The sequence below is a fragment of the Pseudomonas sp. HLT2-19-2 genome (genome assembly GCF_054898005.1).
The window spans coordinates 1,598,742-1,618,158 of sequence record NZ_CM142712.1; the positions used below are offsets into that span (position 1 = coordinate 1,598,742).

The 19,417-nt window shown below is 60.0% G+C and carries 13 protein-coding genes; 6 read left to right on the forward strand and 7 right to left on the reverse strand.

What is annotated here, in order from left to right; all coding sequences use genetic code 11:
• Positions 1 to 82 precede the first annotated feature (82 nt).
• The 4 genes from ACYZTU_RS07355 to ACYZTU_RS07370 all read left to right on the forward strand — a co-directional run bounded on the left by ACYZTU_RS07355 (position 83) and on the right by ACYZTU_RS07370 (position 4,155).
• Entirely contained in the window at positions 83 to 1,186 is a 1,104-nt protein-coding gene (locus ACYZTU_RS07355; RefSeq protein WP_461969080.1) for an extracellular solute-binding protein, read from the forward strand.
• A 144-nt stretch (positions 1,187 to 1,330) separates the two neighbouring features.
• Positions 1,331 to 2,239, forward strand: a complete 909-nt coding sequence (locus ACYZTU_RS07360) for an ABC transporter permease (protein WP_461969082.1) — start codon at positions 1,331 to 1,333, stop codon at positions 2,237 to 2,239.
• Positions 2,236 to 3,084, forward strand: a complete 849-nt coding sequence (locus ACYZTU_RS07365) for an ABC transporter permease (protein WP_461969084.1) — start codon at positions 2,236 to 2,238, stop codon at positions 3,082 to 3,084. Before ACYZTU_RS07360 ends, ACYZTU_RS07365 begins: the two co-directional genes overlap by 4 nt.
• A 15-nt stretch (positions 3,085 to 3,099) precedes the next feature.
• Entirely contained in the window at positions 3,100 to 4,155 is a 1,056-nt protein-coding gene (locus ACYZTU_RS07370) for an ABC transporter ATP-binding protein (RefSeq protein WP_461969086.1), read from the forward strand.
• 139 nt (positions 4,156 to 4,294) lie between these two features.
• Here ACYZTU_RS07370 and ACYZTU_RS07375 read toward each other — a convergent pair whose 3' ends face one another.
• Positions 4,295 to 5,224, reverse strand: coding sequence for an AraC family transcriptional regulator (locus tag ACYZTU_RS07375; protein WP_461969088.1), 930 nt, complete (start codon positions 5,222 to 5,224; stop codon positions 4,295 to 4,297).
• Positions 5,225 to 5,559: 335 nt separating this feature from the next.
• Here ACYZTU_RS07375 and ACYZTU_RS07380 point away from each other — a divergent pair, with 335 nt between their 5' ends.
• Together ACYZTU_RS07380 and ACYZTU_RS07385 are read left to right on the forward strand one after the other, a co-directional pair.
• On the forward strand, positions 5,560 to 5,913 hold the full coding sequence (locus ACYZTU_RS07380) for an antibiotic biosynthesis monooxygenase family protein (RefSeq protein WP_461969089.1): 354 nt from the start codon (positions 5,560 to 5,562) through the stop codon (positions 5,911 to 5,913).
• Positions 5,914 to 5,954: 41 nt separating this feature from the next.
• A complete protein-coding gene (locus ACYZTU_RS07385; protein WP_461969091.1) occupies positions 5,955 to 6,185 on the forward strand; it encodes a hypothetical protein in 231 nt (76 codons plus the stop codon).
• Here the strand turns inward: ACYZTU_RS07385 and ACYZTU_RS07390 are convergent, their stop codons facing one another.
• The 6 genes from ACYZTU_RS07390 to ACYZTU_RS07415 form a co-directional block, all read right to left on the reverse strand.
• The gene (locus ACYZTU_RS07390; protein WP_461969093.1) at positions 6,186 to 6,815 is read right to left on the reverse strand and encodes a flavin reductase family protein; all 630 of its coding nucleotides are present in this window, start codon (positions 6,813 to 6,815) and stop codon (positions 6,186 to 6,188) included.
• A 244-nt stretch (positions 6,816 to 7,059) separates the two neighbouring features.
• On the reverse strand, positions 7,060 to 8,379 hold the full coding sequence (locus ACYZTU_RS07395) for an MFS transporter (RefSeq protein WP_461969095.1): 1,320 nt from the start codon (positions 8,377 to 8,379) through the stop codon (positions 7,060 to 7,062).
• Positions 8,380 to 8,576: 197 nt separating this feature from the next.
• The gene (locus ACYZTU_RS07400) at positions 8,577 to 9,908 is read right to left on the reverse strand and encodes a sigma-54-dependent transcriptional regulator (RefSeq protein WP_461969097.1); all 1,332 of its coding nucleotides are present in this window, start codon (positions 9,906 to 9,908) and stop codon (positions 8,577 to 8,579) included.
• Entirely contained in the window at positions 9,902 to 11,710 is a 1,809-nt protein-coding gene (locus tag ACYZTU_RS07405; protein ID WP_461969099.1) for a sensor histidine kinase, read from the reverse strand. The genes ACYZTU_RS07400 and ACYZTU_RS07405 overlap by 7 nt, the downstream gene beginning before the upstream one ends.
• Before the next feature lie 62 nt (positions 11,711 to 11,772).
• Positions 11,773 to 14,592, reverse strand: coding sequence for an RHS repeat domain-containing protein (locus ACYZTU_RS07410; RefSeq protein WP_461969101.1), 2,820 nt, complete (start codon positions 14,590 to 14,592; stop codon positions 11,773 to 11,775).
• Positions 14,589 to 19,214 carry a SpvB/TcaC N-terminal domain-containing protein gene (locus tag ACYZTU_RS07415; RefSeq protein ID WP_461969103.1) on the reverse strand — a complete coding sequence of 1,542 codons (4,626 nt, stop codon included), beginning with the start codon at positions 19,212 to 19,214 and terminating at the stop codon, positions 14,589 to 14,591. The genes ACYZTU_RS07410 and ACYZTU_RS07415 overlap by 4 nt, the downstream gene beginning before the upstream one ends.
• Positions 19,215 to 19,417: the final 203 nt, after the last annotated feature.

Here is a 19,417-nt window from a genome sequence, read left to right on the forward strand (position 1 = left end):
CCAGGGGCTTTAAGCAGATCCGACCGCGCGGATGCAACGGTTGCGACCAACCTCATACTTACAAAAACAAAGGGAGTCCTTCATGGGCGAGCATGATCCAAACAGACGTCAGTTCATTAAAACCGTAGGCGTGGCGTCGGTAGCTGCGGCGGCCATGAGCATGCCCTTCATCCGGGCCAACGCCAGTGACACGCGCTTCCAGGGCAAGACCCTGCGTTTGCTGACCTGGTCCGATGACACGGGCCTTGCTGCACTGCGCAATATCGCGGCAACCTTCGAGGACAAGTACGGCTGCAAGGTCATCGCTGACCGCACTGGCAGCACCTCGGAAATGGTCGCCAAACTCAAGGCCGCTGGTGATCGTCCGCAGTACGACATCATCACCCTGGCCGGCGTCGGCGCCGAAGGTCTGGCCGCGGCTAACCTGCTGGAAAAACCCGACCTCAATCGCATTCCCAACCTGGTCGATGTTCCGGAAAAATACCGCACCGGCGCTAATGGCCACGGCATCGGTTACCTGCTCTGGTGCAACAGTCTGGTCTACAGCACCCGCACCGTTAAAGAAGCGCCGGACAGCTACGCCGCCCTGTGGGACGCCGACCTGTCGCCGAACATCTTCCTGCCGCCGCCGAACTGGACCGAGGCCATGGACCTCATCATCATCGCCGCCAAACTGGCCGGTGGTGACGAGCACAACATCGAACCGGGCTTCAAGAAACTCGCCGAGCTCAAGGACCGTGTAGTGACCCTGGGTGAAAACCCGAACCAGATCGCCGAACTGTTTCGCACCGGCTCTCTGGACATGGGCGGCCTCTACGCACCGGCATTCTTCCCGAAACAGATCCGCGATCCAGCCTACGGTCTGGGCGCCACGTTCGGCATGAAGGAAGGTTTCTACACCGACTTGATGCTCTCGGTCATGCCGAAGAATCGTCCGGGCGACACCGACCTGGTCTACGCCTTCATCAACCACTCTCTGGACCCGCTGGTGCAGGGCAAGATGGCTGAGGACATCTACAACGGTCCGGTCAACGCCAAGGCGATCATCTCTGCCGAAGCGCGCAAGAGCCCGTACATCCTCACGCCGGAGCAGATTGCCGAAAAGGCGATCATGCACGACAACGCCTTCCTGGCCTCCGTGCATGACCAATGGATTCGTCGTTACACGGAAATCTTTTCTTCCTGATCCGTAGGAGCTGCCGGAGGCTGCGATCTTTTGATCCTGCTCTTCGGTGGCTCTGAAAAGATCAAAAGATCGCAGCCTTCGGCAGCTCCTACAGGGGGCCGGGCGCGCGAGTATTTCTGATCTTCCATTGACGAGACCCTTGCTATGGAACACCAACCTCTGACCCATCCGGTAAGCGCCGCTCCAACGCGCACCAATCGGGGTGTTTCGCCGACGACGCGTGCCTGGTTTTTCCTCTCGCCGTCGATGCTGTTCCTGGGCGTATTGATCGCCGCCAGCCTCTTGGTCCTGCGCATGAGCGTGGGCACCAAGGGCGCGGAATGGACCGGGTTCAGCTTGGCCAGTTACGCCCAATTGCTGGAACCGTATTACCTCAAGTCCTTGCTGCTGACCCTGCGTCTGGCGCTGATCAGCGCGGTGATCGCGGTGGTGCTGGCGATCCCGGTGGCCTACACCATGTCGCGCCTGACCTCACCCTTCGTGCGACGGATCTTCCTCGCGGCGGTGCTGCTGCCATTGCTGGTCAATCTGCTGCTGCAAAGCTACGGCTGGCTGGTAATTCTCGGCCCGGGCGGGATGCTCAACCAGGCGCTGATGGGCCTGGGCCTGATCAAGCGACCCATCATGTTTCTGTACAACCAGAACGGCGTACTGATGGGCCTGGTGCAAACCGCGTTCCCGTTGGCCGTGCTGCCGATTGCCAGCGCCATGCGCGGTGTCGCCCGTACTTATGAAGAAGCTGCCGCCACGCTGGGCGCCAGCCGTTTGCAGGTGTTCCGCCAGGTGGTGCTGCCGATGAGTATGCCGGGGATCATCACTGGCGCGACGTTGGTGTTCGCCTACAACGCCAGCAGCTTCGTGGTGCCGTTGCTGCTCGGTGGCCGACGCGTGCCGATGCTGGCGGTGATGGTGCATGACCAGATCGCCCCGTTGATGAACTGGCCCGCCGCCTCCGCTGCCGGTGTGGTGTTGATTGTCACCACGCTCGCGATCATGACCTTGTCCGAATACATCACTGGCCGTCGTCGGCGCATGCTGGAGGCTTCGCAATGAGCTCTGTGATCAAGAAACGTTATGGGCTGCTGCCCGGCGAGACCGGCAAGTTTGCCGGCATCCTGTCGGGCTTCATCCTGCTGCTGGCAGTGTTGCCGATCCTGACCATGATCGTGATGTCGTTCAGCGGTGCGTCGAACCTCGACTTCCCGCCGAGCAGCTACAGCCTGCAATGGTACAAGGCTGCCTGGAACACCTTCGTGTCGCCGGATTCCAGCGATGTGCTGAGCCTCGGCAAGGCCATGACCACCAGCCTGATGGTGGCGTGCCTGACCATGGTGTTTGCAACGATCATTGCAGTGCCGGCGGCTTACGCGCTGACACGTTGCGAGTTCCGCGGCAAAGCCGTCGCGCTGCAACTGATGTCGCTGCCGCTGGTGTTTCCGATGGTGGTGTTGGGGCTGGCGTTGCTGCTGGTGTTCGACAGCCTGCCGTTCCAGATGACCACCTCGCGGCTGGTGATTGCTCACGTGATCCTGGCGTTGCCGTTCGTGGTGAAAAACTGCACGGCGGCGATGCTCTCCATCGGCAGTGAAGTCGAAGAGGCCGCGCAGATGCTTGGCGCTTCACCGACCCGGGCGATTGTCGATGTGGTGGTGCCGCTGATGAAGTCGGGGATTCTGGCGGGCATGCTGCTGGCGTTCATCGTTTCGTTCAACGAATTCACCGTGACCTATTTCCTCTACACCATCGACGTCATGACCGTGCCGATCTGGATGTACAGCCGCACCGTGTCTTCGCTCGACCCCACCGTTTTCTCGTTTGCCGTGCTGATCGTGCTGATCGACTTCGTCCTGATCTGGGCGTTGGAGAAGCTGGTCGGTGAAGGTGGCGTTTCGTTCTGATTCTTGAGGTGCAACATGACTGGTCTGATTCTGGAAAACGTCGAGAAACATTACGGCTCGGCCTGCGCGGTAAAAGATGTAAACCTGCATTTGCCCGAGGGCAAACTGGTGTGTTTTCTCGGCCCTTCGGGCTGCGGAAAAACCACTTTGCTGCGCATGATTGCAGGGCTCGAAACCCTGAGCGGCGGCGAGATTCGCCTGGACGGTGAAGACATCGGCCACACCCCGGCGCATCAACGTAATTTCGGCATGGTGTTTCAATCGCTGGCGCTGTTTCCGCACATGACGGTGGGGGAGAACATCGCCTATCCGCTGAAACTGCGGGGCGTCAGCAAGGCCGATCAGCAGGCGCGAGTGGTGGAGTTGCTGCAACTGATTCAGTTGCAGGAAATGATCGACCGTCCGGTGTCGAAACTCTCCGGCGGTCAACGCCAGCGTGTAGCGATCGCCCGGGCGATTGCCAATCACCCGAAAATTCTACTGCTGGATGAACCGCTGTCGGCGCTGGATGCCAAGCTGCGCGAGTCGATGCAAGTGGAAATCCGTCAGCTGCAACAACGCTTGAACATCACCACCATCCTGGTGACCCACGATCAGCGCGAAGCCATGACCATGGCCGATATTGTGGTGGTGTTGGGTGAGCATCGGGTGCAGCAAGTGGGCACGCCGATTGAAATCTATCGGCACCCGGCCAACGAATTTGTCGCCGACTTCATTGGCTCGGGGAACATCTTTCCGGCCACGGCGCTGGGCAACGGGAAGATTGGGTTGCCCGGTGGCGATGCGCTGCAAGTGCCGATCTGTAGCAGCATTGTGGTGGGGGAGAAAGTCAAAATGCTGATCCGCCCTGAGGATCTGCAACTGTCGCATCCGCAGGCGACGGCGGGGAATCGGTTACTCGGTAAGGTGACGTTCGTGCGTGATATTGGCGCGACGATTGAAACCACCGTTGAGTGTTCCGGGGTTTCGTTTACGGCGTTGAGTACGCCGTGTCAGGGGTTTGGGTTGAGCATTGGCAATCCGGTGTCGGTGACGTTGCCGGCTGAGGCTTGTCGCGTACTCAGCGCCTAAAAACACCACCAACCCTGTAGGAGCGAGCGGTGCGGCGATCCGACTTGCCCGCGAAGGCGATTTCATATTCAGATAGATGTTGACTGACACGACGCCTTCGCGGGCAAGCCTCGCTCCTACAGGGGGCGTTTCAATTCAGCTACACGGTCAACCGCAACCGCGCCAAATCCCGGAGCGGCGGCGCCCCAAACAACCGACTGTACTCCCTGCTGAACTGCGACGGACTTTCATACCCCACCCGATACCCCGCCGCCGAAGCCTCCAACCCTTCCGCCAGCATCAACCGCCGCGCTTCTTGCAGGCGCAGTTGTTTCTGATACTGCAACGGGCTCATCGCCGTCATCGCCTTGAACCGGTGATGCAGCGTCGACACGCTCAAGTTCACTTCCTTCGCCAGATCATCGATGCGCAGCGGCTGTTCATAGTTGCCGTTGAGCCATTTGATCGCCTGGCTGATGCGGTGGCTCTGGCTGTTGGCGATGGCGATTTCATACAGCCGATGCCCCTGTTTGCTGCGCAACAACCGATAGAGGATCTCCCGACGAATCAGCGGCGCGAGCATGGCGATGTCTTTCGGGGTCTCCAGCAACCGGGCCAGACGCAGCACGGCGTCGAGCATTGCGGTGTCGATTTGTTCGACATACAGGCCGCGGCCGGTGGGGCGGGTCGGGACGCCCAAGGGACCAGCGTCGGCAATCAGCGCGGTGATTTCCGTCGGGTCGATGTCCAGCCGCACGGCGAGGATCGGTTCCTCGGGCGAGACGTTCACCACACGCCCGCTCAGGGGCATCGAGACCGACACCACCAGGTAATTTAGCGGGTCGTAATTGAAGTATTCATCCGCCAGCCTGACCTCTTTGCGCCCCTGAGCCATGATGCACAAGGCCGGTTGGGCAAGTACGGGGGCGAAGTTATGGGATTGGCTATGGCGCGACATGAACAGCGAGCCGACGGCAGTGGCATAACTGCCATCCTCCTGGGTGTTGCGGCGGATGATGGCGGCCAGTTCCGTGCGCTGTTTCTCCATGTCGGCGTCCAGCGGGGCTTGAAAATGATCGAGCGACGACATGCTGGGCATCCTCGGTGAGGCGTTGATAATGAGCCGAGCTTAAGTTTGTGCAAGACAACGCGGTAGACACATCCTGCCAGAAGCTTGCCTGATTCTGCACGGGGTTAAAGCGTTGCGCTGCTTTGGCAGCTCATGGTCGGGAAAACTTGCTTGAAAGTCGTGTTTCAGTCCTGTGACAGGATTTTGCACGTTGTTACAGGTACGGGATGTAGCCTCGCAGGATTGTGCAACACGCCGGCAGGAATCGACTAACGGCGCGGCGTCCGGGCGCTTAACCTTGGATCCTGTCGCAGCCCGTCCCATGGCTGCCACTCGAGTACCTGGGAGGGTTAAACATGTCTACGCAGATCCCCGTCAGTCATATGGCCTTTGTCCGTGCCCGCGCCGGGCGTTCAGCGGAACTCGGTGCGCGCCTCAGCGCTTTGATCGAGCCGTCTCGCAGCGCACCGGGTTGCTTGAGCTTTGCCCTGCAGCATTCGCAATGCGATCCCGAGTTGTGGCTGGTGTCTGGTTTCTGGATCAATCAACAGGCCATGACGGCGTATTTCAACAGCCCGGCCATGGATATTTTTGCCGTGTTGATCCAGGAACTGATGGTCAACAGCCTGGATTTCCATACCTTCAAGGATGTCTCGGTGGGCCAGGCGCTCAGCCACCCACAGGCACCGGTACACAAACTGGCCGGTTGAGGGTTTAATGGCTCAACTTTCAATTAGCCAGGATCCGCGCCATGGCACGCAAAGCCTTTGAAACCTTCGAAGCCGTATCTGCCGTAGTACCTCGTGAAGGCGGTTATTACGCCGCAATCGCCACCAAAGCCATCGGTGGGTCGGGTGCGCCGCGCTTTCATAAGCTGCTCGAAGAGCAAACCTTCAAAACTGCCCGCGATGCCGATGAAGCCGCCGCGCTGGAACTGACACGCCTCAAAGGCGTCAGCGAAGACGGCGACCTGATCTGGTAATTACCTTTTCGCTCCCGGCCGATACATCTTGAACAACGCCTCTGGCCCCAGCTGGAAGTAATCCGCTGGCCCGCCGCCGCGCAGAATCGGTTCTGCCGCGGCGGTGTCGTACACGCCATCCTTCAATAGCCACTTGGCGATATGCACGGCGACCACTTCGCCGAGAATCAGCCAGCTCGGCACCACTTCGCCGTCCGCCCGCTGCAACTGAATGATCTGCGTGACCTTGCACTCGAAGGACACCGGGCTTTCAGCAACCCGTGGCACCTGAATGATTTTCGACGCTGCCGGCGTCAGCCCGGACAGTTCGAACTCGTTGACCTCAGGCGCGACCATGGCACAGCTCTGGTTCATTTGCTCGGCCAATGGACGGGTCGCCAGGTTCCAGGCGAATTCGCCGGTCTGTTCGATGTTGTTCAGGCTGTCTTTGCGCCCGACACTGGAAAAACCAATGATCGGCGGAATGTAGTTGAACGCGTTGAAGAAGCTGTAAGGCGCCAGGTTCAGGTGGCCATTGGCGTCCTGAGAGGAAATCCAGCCAATGGGACGCGGACCAACGATCGCGTTGAACGGGTCATGCGGCAGACCGTGGCCGTTGGCCGGTTCGTAGAAATGGATATCGTCGGGCATGGAGTAAATTCCTGGGAGGTGTGCGGAGGGCGTTCATAGTGTAAGGATGAATTAGTTATTTCCAGCGACGAGACCCCCAGTAGGAGCGAGGCTTGCCCGCGAAGGCGATTTCAAGTTCAGCATTGATGTTGGCTGACACGACGCCTTCGCGGGCAAGCCTCGCTCCTACTGGGGGACTGTGACTATTCAAAGAAAAGGGGCAGACCCGGCTAAGGTCTGCCCCTTTTTTGTGTCGATTGCGGACTCAGTCAGTCTCGATCCGCGAATGCTTGCGGGTGTCTTTCATGGTGATGTACACCAGCAACGACACGGCAATACACGCAGTCACATACCAGTAGTAACCGGTTTCCATGCCGATGCTCTTGAACCACAGCGCGATGTATTCGGCGGTGCCGCCGAAGATCGACACGGTCAGCGCATACGGCAAACCAACGCCCAGTGCACGAATCTCGGTCGGGAACAGTTCGGCTTTGACCACCGCGTTGATCGAGGTGTAGCCGCTGACGATGATCAGCGCCGCCATGATCAGGAAGAACGCGCCCCACCACGTCTGGATGGTGTGCAGGGTGGTCAGGATCGGCACGGTGAACAGCGTTCCGAGAACACCGAAGGCAATCAGGATTGGCCGGCGACCGACTTTATCCGAGAGCCCGCCAATGATCGGTTGCAGGCACATGAACAGGAACAGCGTCGCCGCCGAAATAGTGGTGGAGTCGGAGATGCTCATGCCGACGGTGTTCACCAGGTATTTCTGCATGTACGTGGTGTAGGTGTAGAACGCCAGCGTACCACCCATGGTCAGGCCGACCACGGTCATCAGTTCCTTCGGGTGACGCATCAAGGTGCGCATCGCGCTTTCCTTGGCCTTCTCTTTCTTGGTGAACGACTCGGTTTCTTCCATGCCGCGACGCAGGTACAGCGCGACCACGGCACACAGCGCGCCGATGGCGAACGGGATACGCCAGCCCCAGGCATACAACTCTTCGGTGGTCAGCACGTTTTGCAGGACGATCAGCACCGCCAGGGCGATGAGCTGGCCGGAGATAAGGGTCACGTACTGGAAGCTGGAGTAGAAGCCGCGACGTTCCTTGGTCGCCATCTCGCTGAGGTACGTCGCCGAGGTGCCGTACTCGCCACCGACCGACAGGCCTTGCAGCAAACGGGCGAAAATCAGCAGGATCGGCGCGCCGATGCCAATGGTTTCATAACCCGGGCTCAGGGCGATCAGCAGCGAGCCGAAACACATCAGGTACACCGAAGCCATCAGCGCTTTCTTGCGACCGGCGCGGTCCGCGTAGAGGCCCATCAACCAGCCACCGATCGGGCGCATCAGGAAGCCCACGGCGAAGATCGCAGCAGTGTTCAGTAGTTGCGCGGTGGTGTCGCCTTTGGGGAAAAAGGCTTTGGCGAAGTACAGGGAGAACGCGGCGTAGACGTACCAGTCGTACCACTCGACCATGTTGCCGACAGAGCCGCTGAAGATCGATTTGATGCGACTGGCAGTGGTTCTTTCTTTGGCAGACGAAGCTGTCGACCCAAGAGGCAGGGTTTGTGAGTTATCCATGATGGATCCTTCATTTAATTGTTTTTGTGGAGCGTGTTGAAACGCAGCCTGCTTGGGCTATAGCAGGAGCTGTGCCAAGGGGAGGAGTGCCGGTTTAGAGGGGGTAGGACGTTTTATTGAGCGGATAGTCGCTCAGCGTTTACATGTGAGTGAGCGGATTTCCGCCTATTGATGGTTCCTACACTGTGTGGGAACGATCATTCGGGCAGGAACATCTCGCGCGTCAGACCATGCCGCTGCATCTTTTCATTAAAGGTCCGGCGCGGCAGTTGCAGCTCTTCCAACACCGCTTTCACATCGCCCTTATGCCGGGTCAACGCCGCGCGTAAACAATGCGCTTCAAACGCTTCCTGCTGCGCCGCCAGCGATTGCCCGGGATCGATCCCCACCGGTTCCGGCTCGCCCAGTCCCAATACCTGACGTTCGGCAACATTCGCCAGTTCGCGAACATTGCCCGGCCAGTCGTGGCTCAGCAGATGGCTCAACTGCGGACCACTCAGCGGTGGAAAGCTACGCCCCAAACGCTCGGCTGCGTTCTGCGCAAACGACTCAAATAACAACGGAATGTCTTCACGCCGTTCGCGCAGCGGCGGCAGTCGCAACTCGGCCACGTTTAACCGATAGGCCAGATCCTCGCGAAAGCGTCCGGCCCGGGCCTCGTCCAGCAAGTCGGGTTTGGTCGCGGCGATGATTCGCAAATCCACGCGGATGCTTTGATTCGAGCCCAACCGCTCCAGTTTCTGCTCCTGCAACACCCGCAGCAATTTCACCTGCTGGGCCAGCGGCATGCTTTCGATCTCATCGAGAAATAGCGTGCCGCCATCGGCGTATTCGAGTTTGCCGATGCGTTTGCCCGACGCGCCGGTGAACGCGCCGCTCTCGTGGCCGAACAACTCGGCCTCGAACAACTGCTCGGGAATCGCCGCGCAGTTCAGCGCCACAAACGGTTTGTCGGCGCGTGGCCCGAAGTCATGCAGGCAACGGGCAACCAACTCCTTGCCGCTGCCGGTTTCACCGCGAATCAACACATTGACCGGCAGCGCCGCCAGGTCCAGCACTTGCCGGCGCAGCGTCTGCAAACCACGGGACACGCCCAGCAGCGTCGCATCGAGTTTGGCGCGGTTGTCTGCCTGCTCGTGCAAGGCGCGGTTTTCCAGCACCAACCGGCGCTTGTCCAAAGCCCTGCGCAAACTGCTCAGCAGCGTTTCGGGGCTGAAGGGTTTTTCGAGGAAGTCATAGGCGCCATCGCGCATGGCGTCGACCGCCATCGGCACATCGCCGTGGCCGGTCAACAGAATCACCGGCAAGTCGGCATCGCGGCGCTGAACCTCGGCCAGCAGTTCCAGGCCGGTCATGCCGGGCATGCGCACGTCGCTGAGGATCACGCCGGGGAAATGCTTGGGCAACTGCGCCAGGCATTCATCGGCGCGGCTGAACAACTGCACCTCGAACCCTGACAGGCTCAGCCATTGTTCGACGGCGCTGCGAATACTGCTTTCGTCGTCCACCACCATCACGGAATTCAGCATGAGCCAGGCGCCTCCAGGTCGATAGGCAACGTCACGGTGAACACCGCGCCGTTTGCATGATTGTCGGCGCTCAGCCGTCCGCCCGATTCATGCACGATGGCAAAGGATACGGCCAGCCCGAGGCCCAGGCCATCACCCACCGGTTTGGTGGTGAAGAACGGATCAAACACGTTCGCCAAGTGCTCTTCGGCAATGCCGCCACCGTTGTCGGTGACCGTCAGGCGCCAGAGTTGTTCGTCGGCTTCGAGACGGATTTCCAGGCGTTTGCAGGGTTTGTCCTGCATGGCGTCCAGGGCATTGCGCAGCAAATTGATCAGCACCTGTTCCAGACGAATCGCATCGCCGCGCACCCACGCCGGGCGCGTCAGGTGCAGCACCGTGCTGACCTGTTCATCGCGCAACCGTGTGTCGAGCAGTTGCAACGATTGGTCGACCACTGCCGCCAGGTCCAGGCGTTCGCGTAAACCGCTGGGGCTTTTGCGGGCGAAGGTTTTCAGGTGACCGGTGAGGGCGGCCATGCGCGTCAGCATGTCATCCACCGGCCTGAGCGCCTTGTAGGCGTCATCGACCCGACCGTGATCGAGCAGCAGCCGCAGAGTAGCAAGCTGCATACGCTGGGCGGTCAGCGGCTGGTTGATTTCATGGGCCAGCGCGGCAGACATCTGGCCGAGTGCGGCGAGTTTGGCCGATTGCACCAGACCGTCCTGAGCGGTGCGCAGGTCGCGAGTGCGCTCTTCCACCAGTTGCTCCAGTTCCTCGCGGCTGCGCTGGCGCAGCTTGGCCAAACGCCAGCGCTGATTGAGAAACAGCAACAGAAACACCACCGCCAGCCACAGCCCGGCGGCGGCAAGCCCGGCGTTGCGAGTGTCTTCGAAAGCGACTTGCGGGCGGCGCAGCAGATGCAAGGTCCAGCCTTCAGTGCTCAGCGGCAGCGATTCCCACAGGTAATTTGCTGTCCCGTCAGGCCCCACGACCCGCGACAGATCACTGTTGTCGTCGAAGCGCCGAACCGATTGATATTCCAGCGGTGTCAGCGGTTGTTTGTCGTATTGGCGGGTGGCCTTGAGTTCGGCGTGATCGCTGTCACCCAGCGGTTTCAACAAGCGATAGCGCCAGCCCGGCTGGTTGGCGATGAAGATAATCCCGCGTGCATCACTGACCAGCAGGGTGTCGCTGCCCTGACGCCACTCGCGCTCCAGTTCCGGAAACTCGAGTTTCACCACCATCGCGCCGAGGAACTGGCCGTTGTCATCGGTGACCGCGCTGGACAGGAAGTAGCCGGGAATTCCGCTCGTCACGCCCACCGCGTAAAAACGCCCGGTGCCCTGAGTGCGGGTCTGGCTGAAGTAGGGGCGGAAACCGTAATTGTGGCCGACATAACTGCTGGGCAAACGCCAGTTGCTCGCCGCCACGGCAAGGCCGGTGTGATCGAGCAGTTCCAGGGTCGAGGACTGCGCCGCGCCGTTGATCTTTTCCAGTTTCAGATTGAGCGCCGCTTGCTGTTCGGCGCTCACCGGGCCGGCCAGCGCCGAACGCAACTGCGGGTCCAGCGCCAGCACGGCGGGCAGGGCGCGGTAGCGATCGATCAGGGTATGCAGGGACGTCGCGTACAACGCCAATTGTTGATTGGCGCGGGCAGCGTCTTCCACCAAGGCCTGACGCTCGGCGTGACGGATGGCCAAACCGGCCGCGAGGGCCGCGCCGGCGAGGATCAACAGGGTATACAACGACAAACGCACGGTACGGGAAGTCGGCAGCATGCTGGCGCAAACAGGTAGAAAGTCGGGCGGGCACCATAGCATGGTGTGCCCGCCGTAAGAGAAAAGGGAAACCAGAAGTTCTGGAGTCCCGAATGCCCTATTTGTTAAGGACGAGCGCTCTGCATGGAACTGCTACTGGAGCGCAGCGGTGTCCGGTTTAGTTGTGGTCTTTGGCGAACGCTGCCGCTACCGGAACTTTGAGAGAAAACCGAGCTTCGACGCGAGGACGTGCCGCTCGCACTGTCGATTGGAGGCCTCAGATTTTGAATTTTCTTGAGCATCTCCATGGTGTTCCACGTAATGCCGATCAAACTTTCGACTTCCAGTACCTGCTCATGGAGCGAGTCCTGCGCCTTCTTGGTCACGTTCTCTAACAAGCGTTGCTCGGCAGTCAGTCTGTTGATTGTGGTGATCATTTCAGCGGCCTGGGCTTTTTTTTCACCTTTTGCCTTTGTGCCTCTGAGCTCCTCGACATAGCCGCCCACTATCGGGCCCAACACAGCTCCGGCCACTGCCCCGGCAAGGGTTACGCTGGCGTTAATCATGCCAAAGGTGCTGTTGGCAGCTTGGGTCACGTTGGGAGGGGGGATTGATCCATCCCCGTGCGGATCCCAAGTGCCAGGGGGTGACCAACCCGGATTAAATACAGTTGCGTGTACCAGGACCTGTGTGGCGGCGGTGACAATTGTAGCAACGACCGCCGCGTTAGCAGGACCCGAAGTCGCAACCGGAAGCAAGGCTAGCCCGACTTTCGAGTTAACGGCCCACAAAGCAGCTCGCTTCAACCGTGAACCCACAGGCTCAGGCTCAGGCGGCAGCGTGCCGGGGGGATTCTCTGCGGGATTGTCTACCAGCACAGGGCCAGAGAGGCTCATCGTACTGCCTGCAATCGAGCTGGTACGGGACGGTGGCGCAGAGCCCATCGAAATGATGGTTTGTTGAGGGGGTAGAGGGGCTTGGGCTTTGACTCCCCCCGTGGCATCAACAAAATTGATCGGGTTGTTCCCCACCATCCGGTACACATTCAACCCGTCCACAGCCCCCAGCGGATCCGGATTGATCCACCGCGCCAACCACGGTGCCAAATACCTCAGCCCGTAATACACCAGACCACTGGCGTCCTGCTCCTTGCCCGAATAACGGATGGTTTTATAGTCGGCCTCCACTGTTGAACGAGCCGCCCACCAGGCCGTCCCGCCGTAAGGGTAGTAACCTTCGTGGCTGATGATGGTGGCATTTTTGTCCAGTTCCAGGGTACTGGAGCCCAAATGATCGTTAAGGCTGTAGCGCAGTTGGTCGGCCTCGATAAGGTCGGGTTTGCCCTTGACCCAGTGCAGGCAACGTGCGTTGCCGTAACCCACTGGCACACTGATGACGTGGAGTTCTTCGCTGTCGTCCAGGGTGCGGATTTCCACGCTGGGCAAGTAACGCGCTTCCCGGCGATGGGCCACGGTTTTGGCCTGCGCGAGGTGGACTTTGCGCACTCGTGCGCCTTGGCTGTCGTAGCGGTAGTACTCACCATCGTTAGCAGCATTGTCGCGTTGGACGGTGATCAGTTCCTGTAACTGATTGCGCCCGTCCCAGGTCATGGGCTGCGTGCCGGGCATCAGTGTTTGCAGGTTGCCGTTATGGTCGAAGCGGGTCCTGAAGTCCGGATCCGGGTCGCCTTCCTGCCAGGGCAGGGCGCGGTTGCTGTCGTCGGCGATCCGCATCGTTCGGGTGTAGTGGTTGCCTGAGCGCTGGTGGCGCAGGACGGTGAGATTGCCACCCTCGTCGTATTCGTATTCCTGGGTGTAGTTGAGCAGCAGGCTCGGATCGATGGGGCTGATCAGCTCGGGCAGCCCCGGGCGGATGCTCGCGCCAACGGCTTCACGGCCACTGGCGCTGACGAGCTGGTAAAGGCTGTCGTAGGTGTAGGTGGTTTCGGGCGCTACTCGCTGATTGGCGAAATACCCTACGGTCTGAAGGTGGTCCATCAGCAGGGAGATGTTGCCCACGGGGTCGTAGCTGTAGCTCAGACTCTGCAACAGGTCTTTGCCCGGGGCTGCCGCGCTCAGGTGTGACAGTCGGCCGCTGTCGGGTTCGAAGGTGGCGAGGGTGGTGACCCGGTTGCCGGCGGTCTGGCTGAGTAACTGGCCTGCGGCGTTGTAGTCCGTGGCGGTGAGCAGTGCCTGTGCGTCCTTGCCGTTGAGGGTCAATTCAATACCGTTGAGTTGGCCGGCGCGGTTGAAGCTCCAGCGTTGCTGATGGTTACCGGCATCGGTCTGGCGAATCAACTCGCCCAGCGGGCTGTAGCGCTGGCGGGTGACATAACGTTTGTCGGGCTCCAGCAAGGCGTCTCGTAAGGCTTCATCCAGGGGCCAATCGGCCATTTGCGCATCGGGCAGAAAACGCCGGGTCAGGCTGATCACCTCACCGGTCAGGGCGTGTTGATTGAACAGCACAACACCGGCGGGATCGTCATGGCGAATCAACTGGCCACACTGGTTGCGGGCGGCGAACTCGGCATCGGCGTTGGCGTAGCTCAGGCGTTCCAGAGTCTGCGAAAGTTGCCCGTTGGTCTCTTCAAGAATGGCCACAGGCCGCCGTTGCTCGTCGTACTCAATGCGCCAATGACTGCCTCGTCCATCCCAGTTCTCCACGGCTTGCTGTGCCTCGCCCGGCAAACCCAGGCGCCATCCGGCGTCCACGCTGTCCGTGCACAATGCCGCCCCGGACAGGCTGTGAAGGGTCACCAGGTTGGGCACCTTCAAGCGTGGGTCGCGTTGCGCCACCTGCCTTCCTGCTGCGTCGTGTTGCTGGCGGGTGATGTGCGCGACGGGGGCATCGATGACCACTCGGCGCAGATAACTCACTTGGCGCACGGGCAGGCCGCGGCTGTCGGTGACGCTCAGGGTTGGGGTATGGCGATGGACACTGTTCATCCCCCGGTCCTTTTTGTCCGTTGCGCGGGTGGCGGATCAAACAAGTCGTTTTCATCGAAGGCGATGGTGTACCAGCAGCGGTAGCGCTGTTCCCGGCGCAACGGTTTGAGTTCCGAGTGTTCACCTTGCGGCATTTTTTTCGCCAGCACGGTGTGCGTCGGCCGGCCGGCTGCATCGTAGAACTGTTGATCGTGGAAACCGGATTCGCGGATCGCCTCGTCGTTGATGTAGCGGTACACGTTCGCGAAGTACGGTCGATAAATCCGCACCGTTTCTCCCTTGTTGTTGTACTCGACCCGTTCGCTGACCCGCCAGCGCCGCGTCGCATGTGCTTCCTTGGGGCGTCCTGCTTCGTCGAGTTCCAGCTCGCCCTTGTCGCTCGCCACCCAGGCCATGCCCGGCTCGACCTCCTGTTTGGCTTGCAGGGATCGGCCGAAACCATCCCAACAGGCGATGGCCACACGGATTTGCAGTTCGGGGTCACCGGGGTAACGGTCGGCCTGCAAGGTCGCGACATGCACCGGTTCTCGATGGGCCTCGTCGATGTATTTTTGTAGCAGTAGCCCGTCCGACGAAGGAGTTTGCAGGTCTTCGAGGTGCAAACGGGCGCGGGTGCGAATGTGGCCGCTGGGCAGCACAAAGCCTTCAGTCCTAGCCCAGGCCAGCCAGGGTTCCAAAGTGGTTTTTGGAACTTGGCCCATCCAGCTAAAAGGGGCGGAGAAAGTCGCCGTGGCGTAGTCGCCGATAGCGTCCTTGGGCGCGGCGATGGCCGTGTCCGGGCTCCGGTCAGCCGGTGGCTGGTACTCGGCAAGCGGCTCGAAACCCACCTCGACGCCCAATTCGGTGCCATGAAAGCTTGTCACCAACACTTCGCCGAATGCGTTGTAACGGGCTTCCTGGATATTGCGGTTGGGATCTTCAATGGCCGCAGGCAGGAACGTGCGGTAGTCGGTGCCCAGAATCTGCGTGGTGCAACCGTCCGGCAATGTTACGGCAGTGCTCAGGCACCAGTGCTTGTCGTAAGTGACGGTGGTGATGCCGTGACTTTTGGTCTGCTGGAATTTTTCAACGTTATAGAACCCCTCCAGCTTGTGGTAAGTGGGAAATCCTTTGCGTACCGACCACAAGTAGTTTTTGGCGTCAGTCGGGTCGTCCGGTTCGCCCGCTTCGGAATCAGGCAAGAACCACTCCATGATGTGGTAACCCACTTCAGGCGATTCGAGCTTTTCCTTGAGGTTGAACGGCATGTTGCCGTCTTCGTCCTTGAGCTTGTCGTAGGCATTCAGGGCGGTGGCATCCAGTTCGGCGGTTTCCTGATAGTCGGGGCAAGCCTGGAAGATGATATTTACCGGATCCGGGTCCAGCAGGTCACCGGTGGCGGGGTTCTGGTAGCGTTGCAAGGACAGGCCCGTCATCACTGCTTGAGCTGCCCATTGCCCCTCGTCTTCACTCTGTTCAAGAAAGTACTGGTAGTGGATGTCCTCAGGTTTGAGTTCATCCTTTTTCAGGACCAGCGCATTGCTGCGTTGGCGGTAAGGTAGGCCCAGACGCCAGCCTTGAAGTGCTTCGAGATTGTAGTGTTCGGCCTTGACCTGGCTCAGGTACCAACATTGTTGGGCGTCGTCATGAGCATCCACCCACCACGTGTTTTCATAACACTCATCACGCTCGTCACCGGGTTCGCAGATGATAAAGGGTGGCGTGTCATCGACGGTTTTGCGTCTGGCGTAATGCACGGTAAACCCATGGGTCAGCGCGCCAAATTTGTCCCACGCAAGATTTATCGTGTGCTGACACATCGGGTCGTCGGCGAGTACAGGTTCGTAGTGGTAGGCGATGCTTTCCAATGCCAGAGGTTGCAGCACGGCATACGGCTGGTGGTCACCTTTGGGCCTCAATTCACGGATCAGAAAACGGTTCTCTGCCACCGTGCAGGGCACGGCGGTTGCGGGATCATCGTCGGCGGCAAAGAGCTCGGTTCGCAACACTGAACCGCTGAGGGCACGGGCCATTTCACGGGCCAGTGATTCATCGGGGACGATAGACCGACCGGCCGCGTCATTGAGGTGGTATTCGTGCAGCAAGGTTTCGCGCAGATCCACGGCCTCGGGGTCGCCTGCGTAGTAATCGTCCTCCCGCATGTCCACGGCTTTGCCCGTGTGGAACCAGGTTTTGCTGAGGATCGGCGCGGTGAAACCCTCACTTGCGCGTTCGACGTCCGAGGCTTCGGTGTCGGTTTGCAGCAGCAGGCCGAAGCCGCGGAACTCACGCTCGAAACCGTCGTAAAAGCCTTTGCGATAGGTGAAGCACTGGGTCAGTCGATTGCCGGTGATTTCATCGAGCTGGGTCTGCTGGCTGACCAGGTGCATGGCAAGCGGCAGGTGCGATACCGGGGCTTTGCCAGCCGCAATCAACTCGGCCTTTTCATCCAGCCATTCCTGGGCCGAGCTGCGATAGGTCACGCCGGTGGCGGTGCCCATATTGTTGTAGGTGGCATTCACCAGGTAAGGCTTGGCCTTGACGAAATCGTAGCGCCAGTGCCGGGGGGCCATGTGTGGCTCGGTCAGGATCAGGCTGGAACAACCCAGCCCCTGCAAGTCGGCGATGCTGACCTGGCAGAGTCGGTCGTAACGCACGCCCTCGGGCCACGGCATGTCGACCGATGTCAGATCGAAGCCGTTGCCACTGTTGTTCATGAACACCCGGAAATGGTCGGACTCCAGATAGATGAGGTCAACGGCACCCGAGCCGTCGAGGTCCGCCAACTGCACCCGTGAGGCGTCGAACTCGGCGTAGTCGAAGGGCAGGGCGCACAGCACGAAGCCTTTGCCGAACCGCCCATGACCCAGGTTCGGCCAGCATTTGACCTCGTTGTGACGGATGCGGATCAAGTGTTGCTGACCGCTGCCCAGCACATCGCTGAAAGCCACCAATTCGGTCTGGGCATTGCTCAGCAACGGCAATGAATCGTCATCGTGGGGCACATCGGTGCCGTTGGCGAACCCGACTTCTCGACGGCTGGCATACAGGCGCACGCTGCGAGGGCCGATCAGGGCCAGATCGGTCAAGCCGTCGCCCACCAGATCTGCCAATTGCGCCATGGGATGAAAAAACTCCGTGGGAAATGCCGCGTAGGCCACGAAGTTCGACCAGGTGCGGTCGGGATTGAGAGTAAAGAAACCGGACAGGCCGGGACGGGCGATCACCCAGTCGAGCTTGCCATCGCCGCTCAGGTCGCTGAGGGACTGGCGAATCGGCTTGCTGCTATCGGCCACCGGAATGTGAGGCAATTGCGCCCAATCGCCGTAATGCACAGCGTCATCGCCGGTTTCGGCGCGCAGGGGCTCGCGGTAATACCAGGCCTGGTCAATGCGAAACAACACACCGGGCATCCCTTCGCCATACACGTCCACCAGCTGATAATGTTGCCCGTCATTGAGACCGGGCATGTCTGGAAACTCGGTATAACCCTCGCGCGCCGGATCGAGCTCGAAGGGGTTGTAGACGAACTCCATGGGCGGGCGACTTTCCATCTGCCCCTGATTGTCATAAGCCTGGATGTGGGCGGCGGTCAGATGGTTGTAACCGAGGGGGCTCTGGCGGTGTTCGAGCAGCAGGCGCTGGACCAGCACCGGCTCGGCGCCCAGCTCATCGACATACTGATGAAACATCAGCACCTGCTGGCACAGACGACGGGTGCCCAGTTCGAAACCGTAGGCGTAGTTCCAGAAGGGATCGCTGCGTACTTGCCAGTCGTTGACCGGCAGATAGGTGGGGACTTGCGTCAGGTCAGCGCTGCGTTCGCCGTAATCGAATAGCAGGTGGAAATGCCATTGCTCGTCTTTCCAGCCGTTGGCTTTCCATGAATACAGGTCGGCAGATGCCACGGCGTTGCCGTACAAGACCCGACACAGGTAACGCTGGGCGCGGTAGTCGCGAAATTGCGGTGCGACCGGCGCTTCGACATCAGCCTGGTACTCATACACCACATGTTCGCCGCGCAGGTTGAGGCTTTCATCAATCATCCAGACGCCGACATGGGTTTTGTCGTTAGGATCGGCCCGGCGCGAGGCTTCGGTTTTGCCATAGCAGTGCAGGCTGCCGTCGGCTCCGTGGAGCAACCAGAACCCCGCCGGGTTGCCGGGATGGTCGATGTTGGTCCAGTGCTCGATCAAATCGAAGGAACCTTCGACCCGCGGCCAATAACGCACGACACGATGGTTACCCAGATTTTTAACGTCGTTGTATTCGGACACCTCTCTGAAGAGAATCTCGCCATCGTCACCCTTCTCGGGCATCCACACATCACCGCCGGGGCCGACCACCAGGTCGCTGCCGTCATACCTGGGCACACCCTTGGTGGTGCGCAGGGTGATGGTGTTGATGGTCATTCGCCAGCCGATACCGAACGGGCTGTTACCCACATCGCTGCTATAACCCAGACCCAGTGCAGGCGCCATGCCGCGGATGGGCGCGTTGCTGATGGGCAGCGGCAGCTCCAGGGACGCCGCCCCGCTGGTGCCCACCGCGCCCCATCCCTTGCCGATGCTTTGAATCGCGCCGCCCCCTTTGGGCAGGGACGGTGCATTGATTTCGAGCGTGCCTTGTTGTTCCGTGGCCATCGGGATATCCGCCATGACAGAGAGTGCAACCAGTGCTTGCAACTTATCAGGCGAGGTTGTTGCTGTGACCTGTCAGATCTGACAGGTCGATGGCCTTTTCTTAGATCAAATTAGTACACCCTTGAACACGTTTGATTACTTTTTGTCAGGTATAAAAAAACCGGCCTGTTGTTGCTAACAGGCCGGTTTTTTCGCTGCGCGAG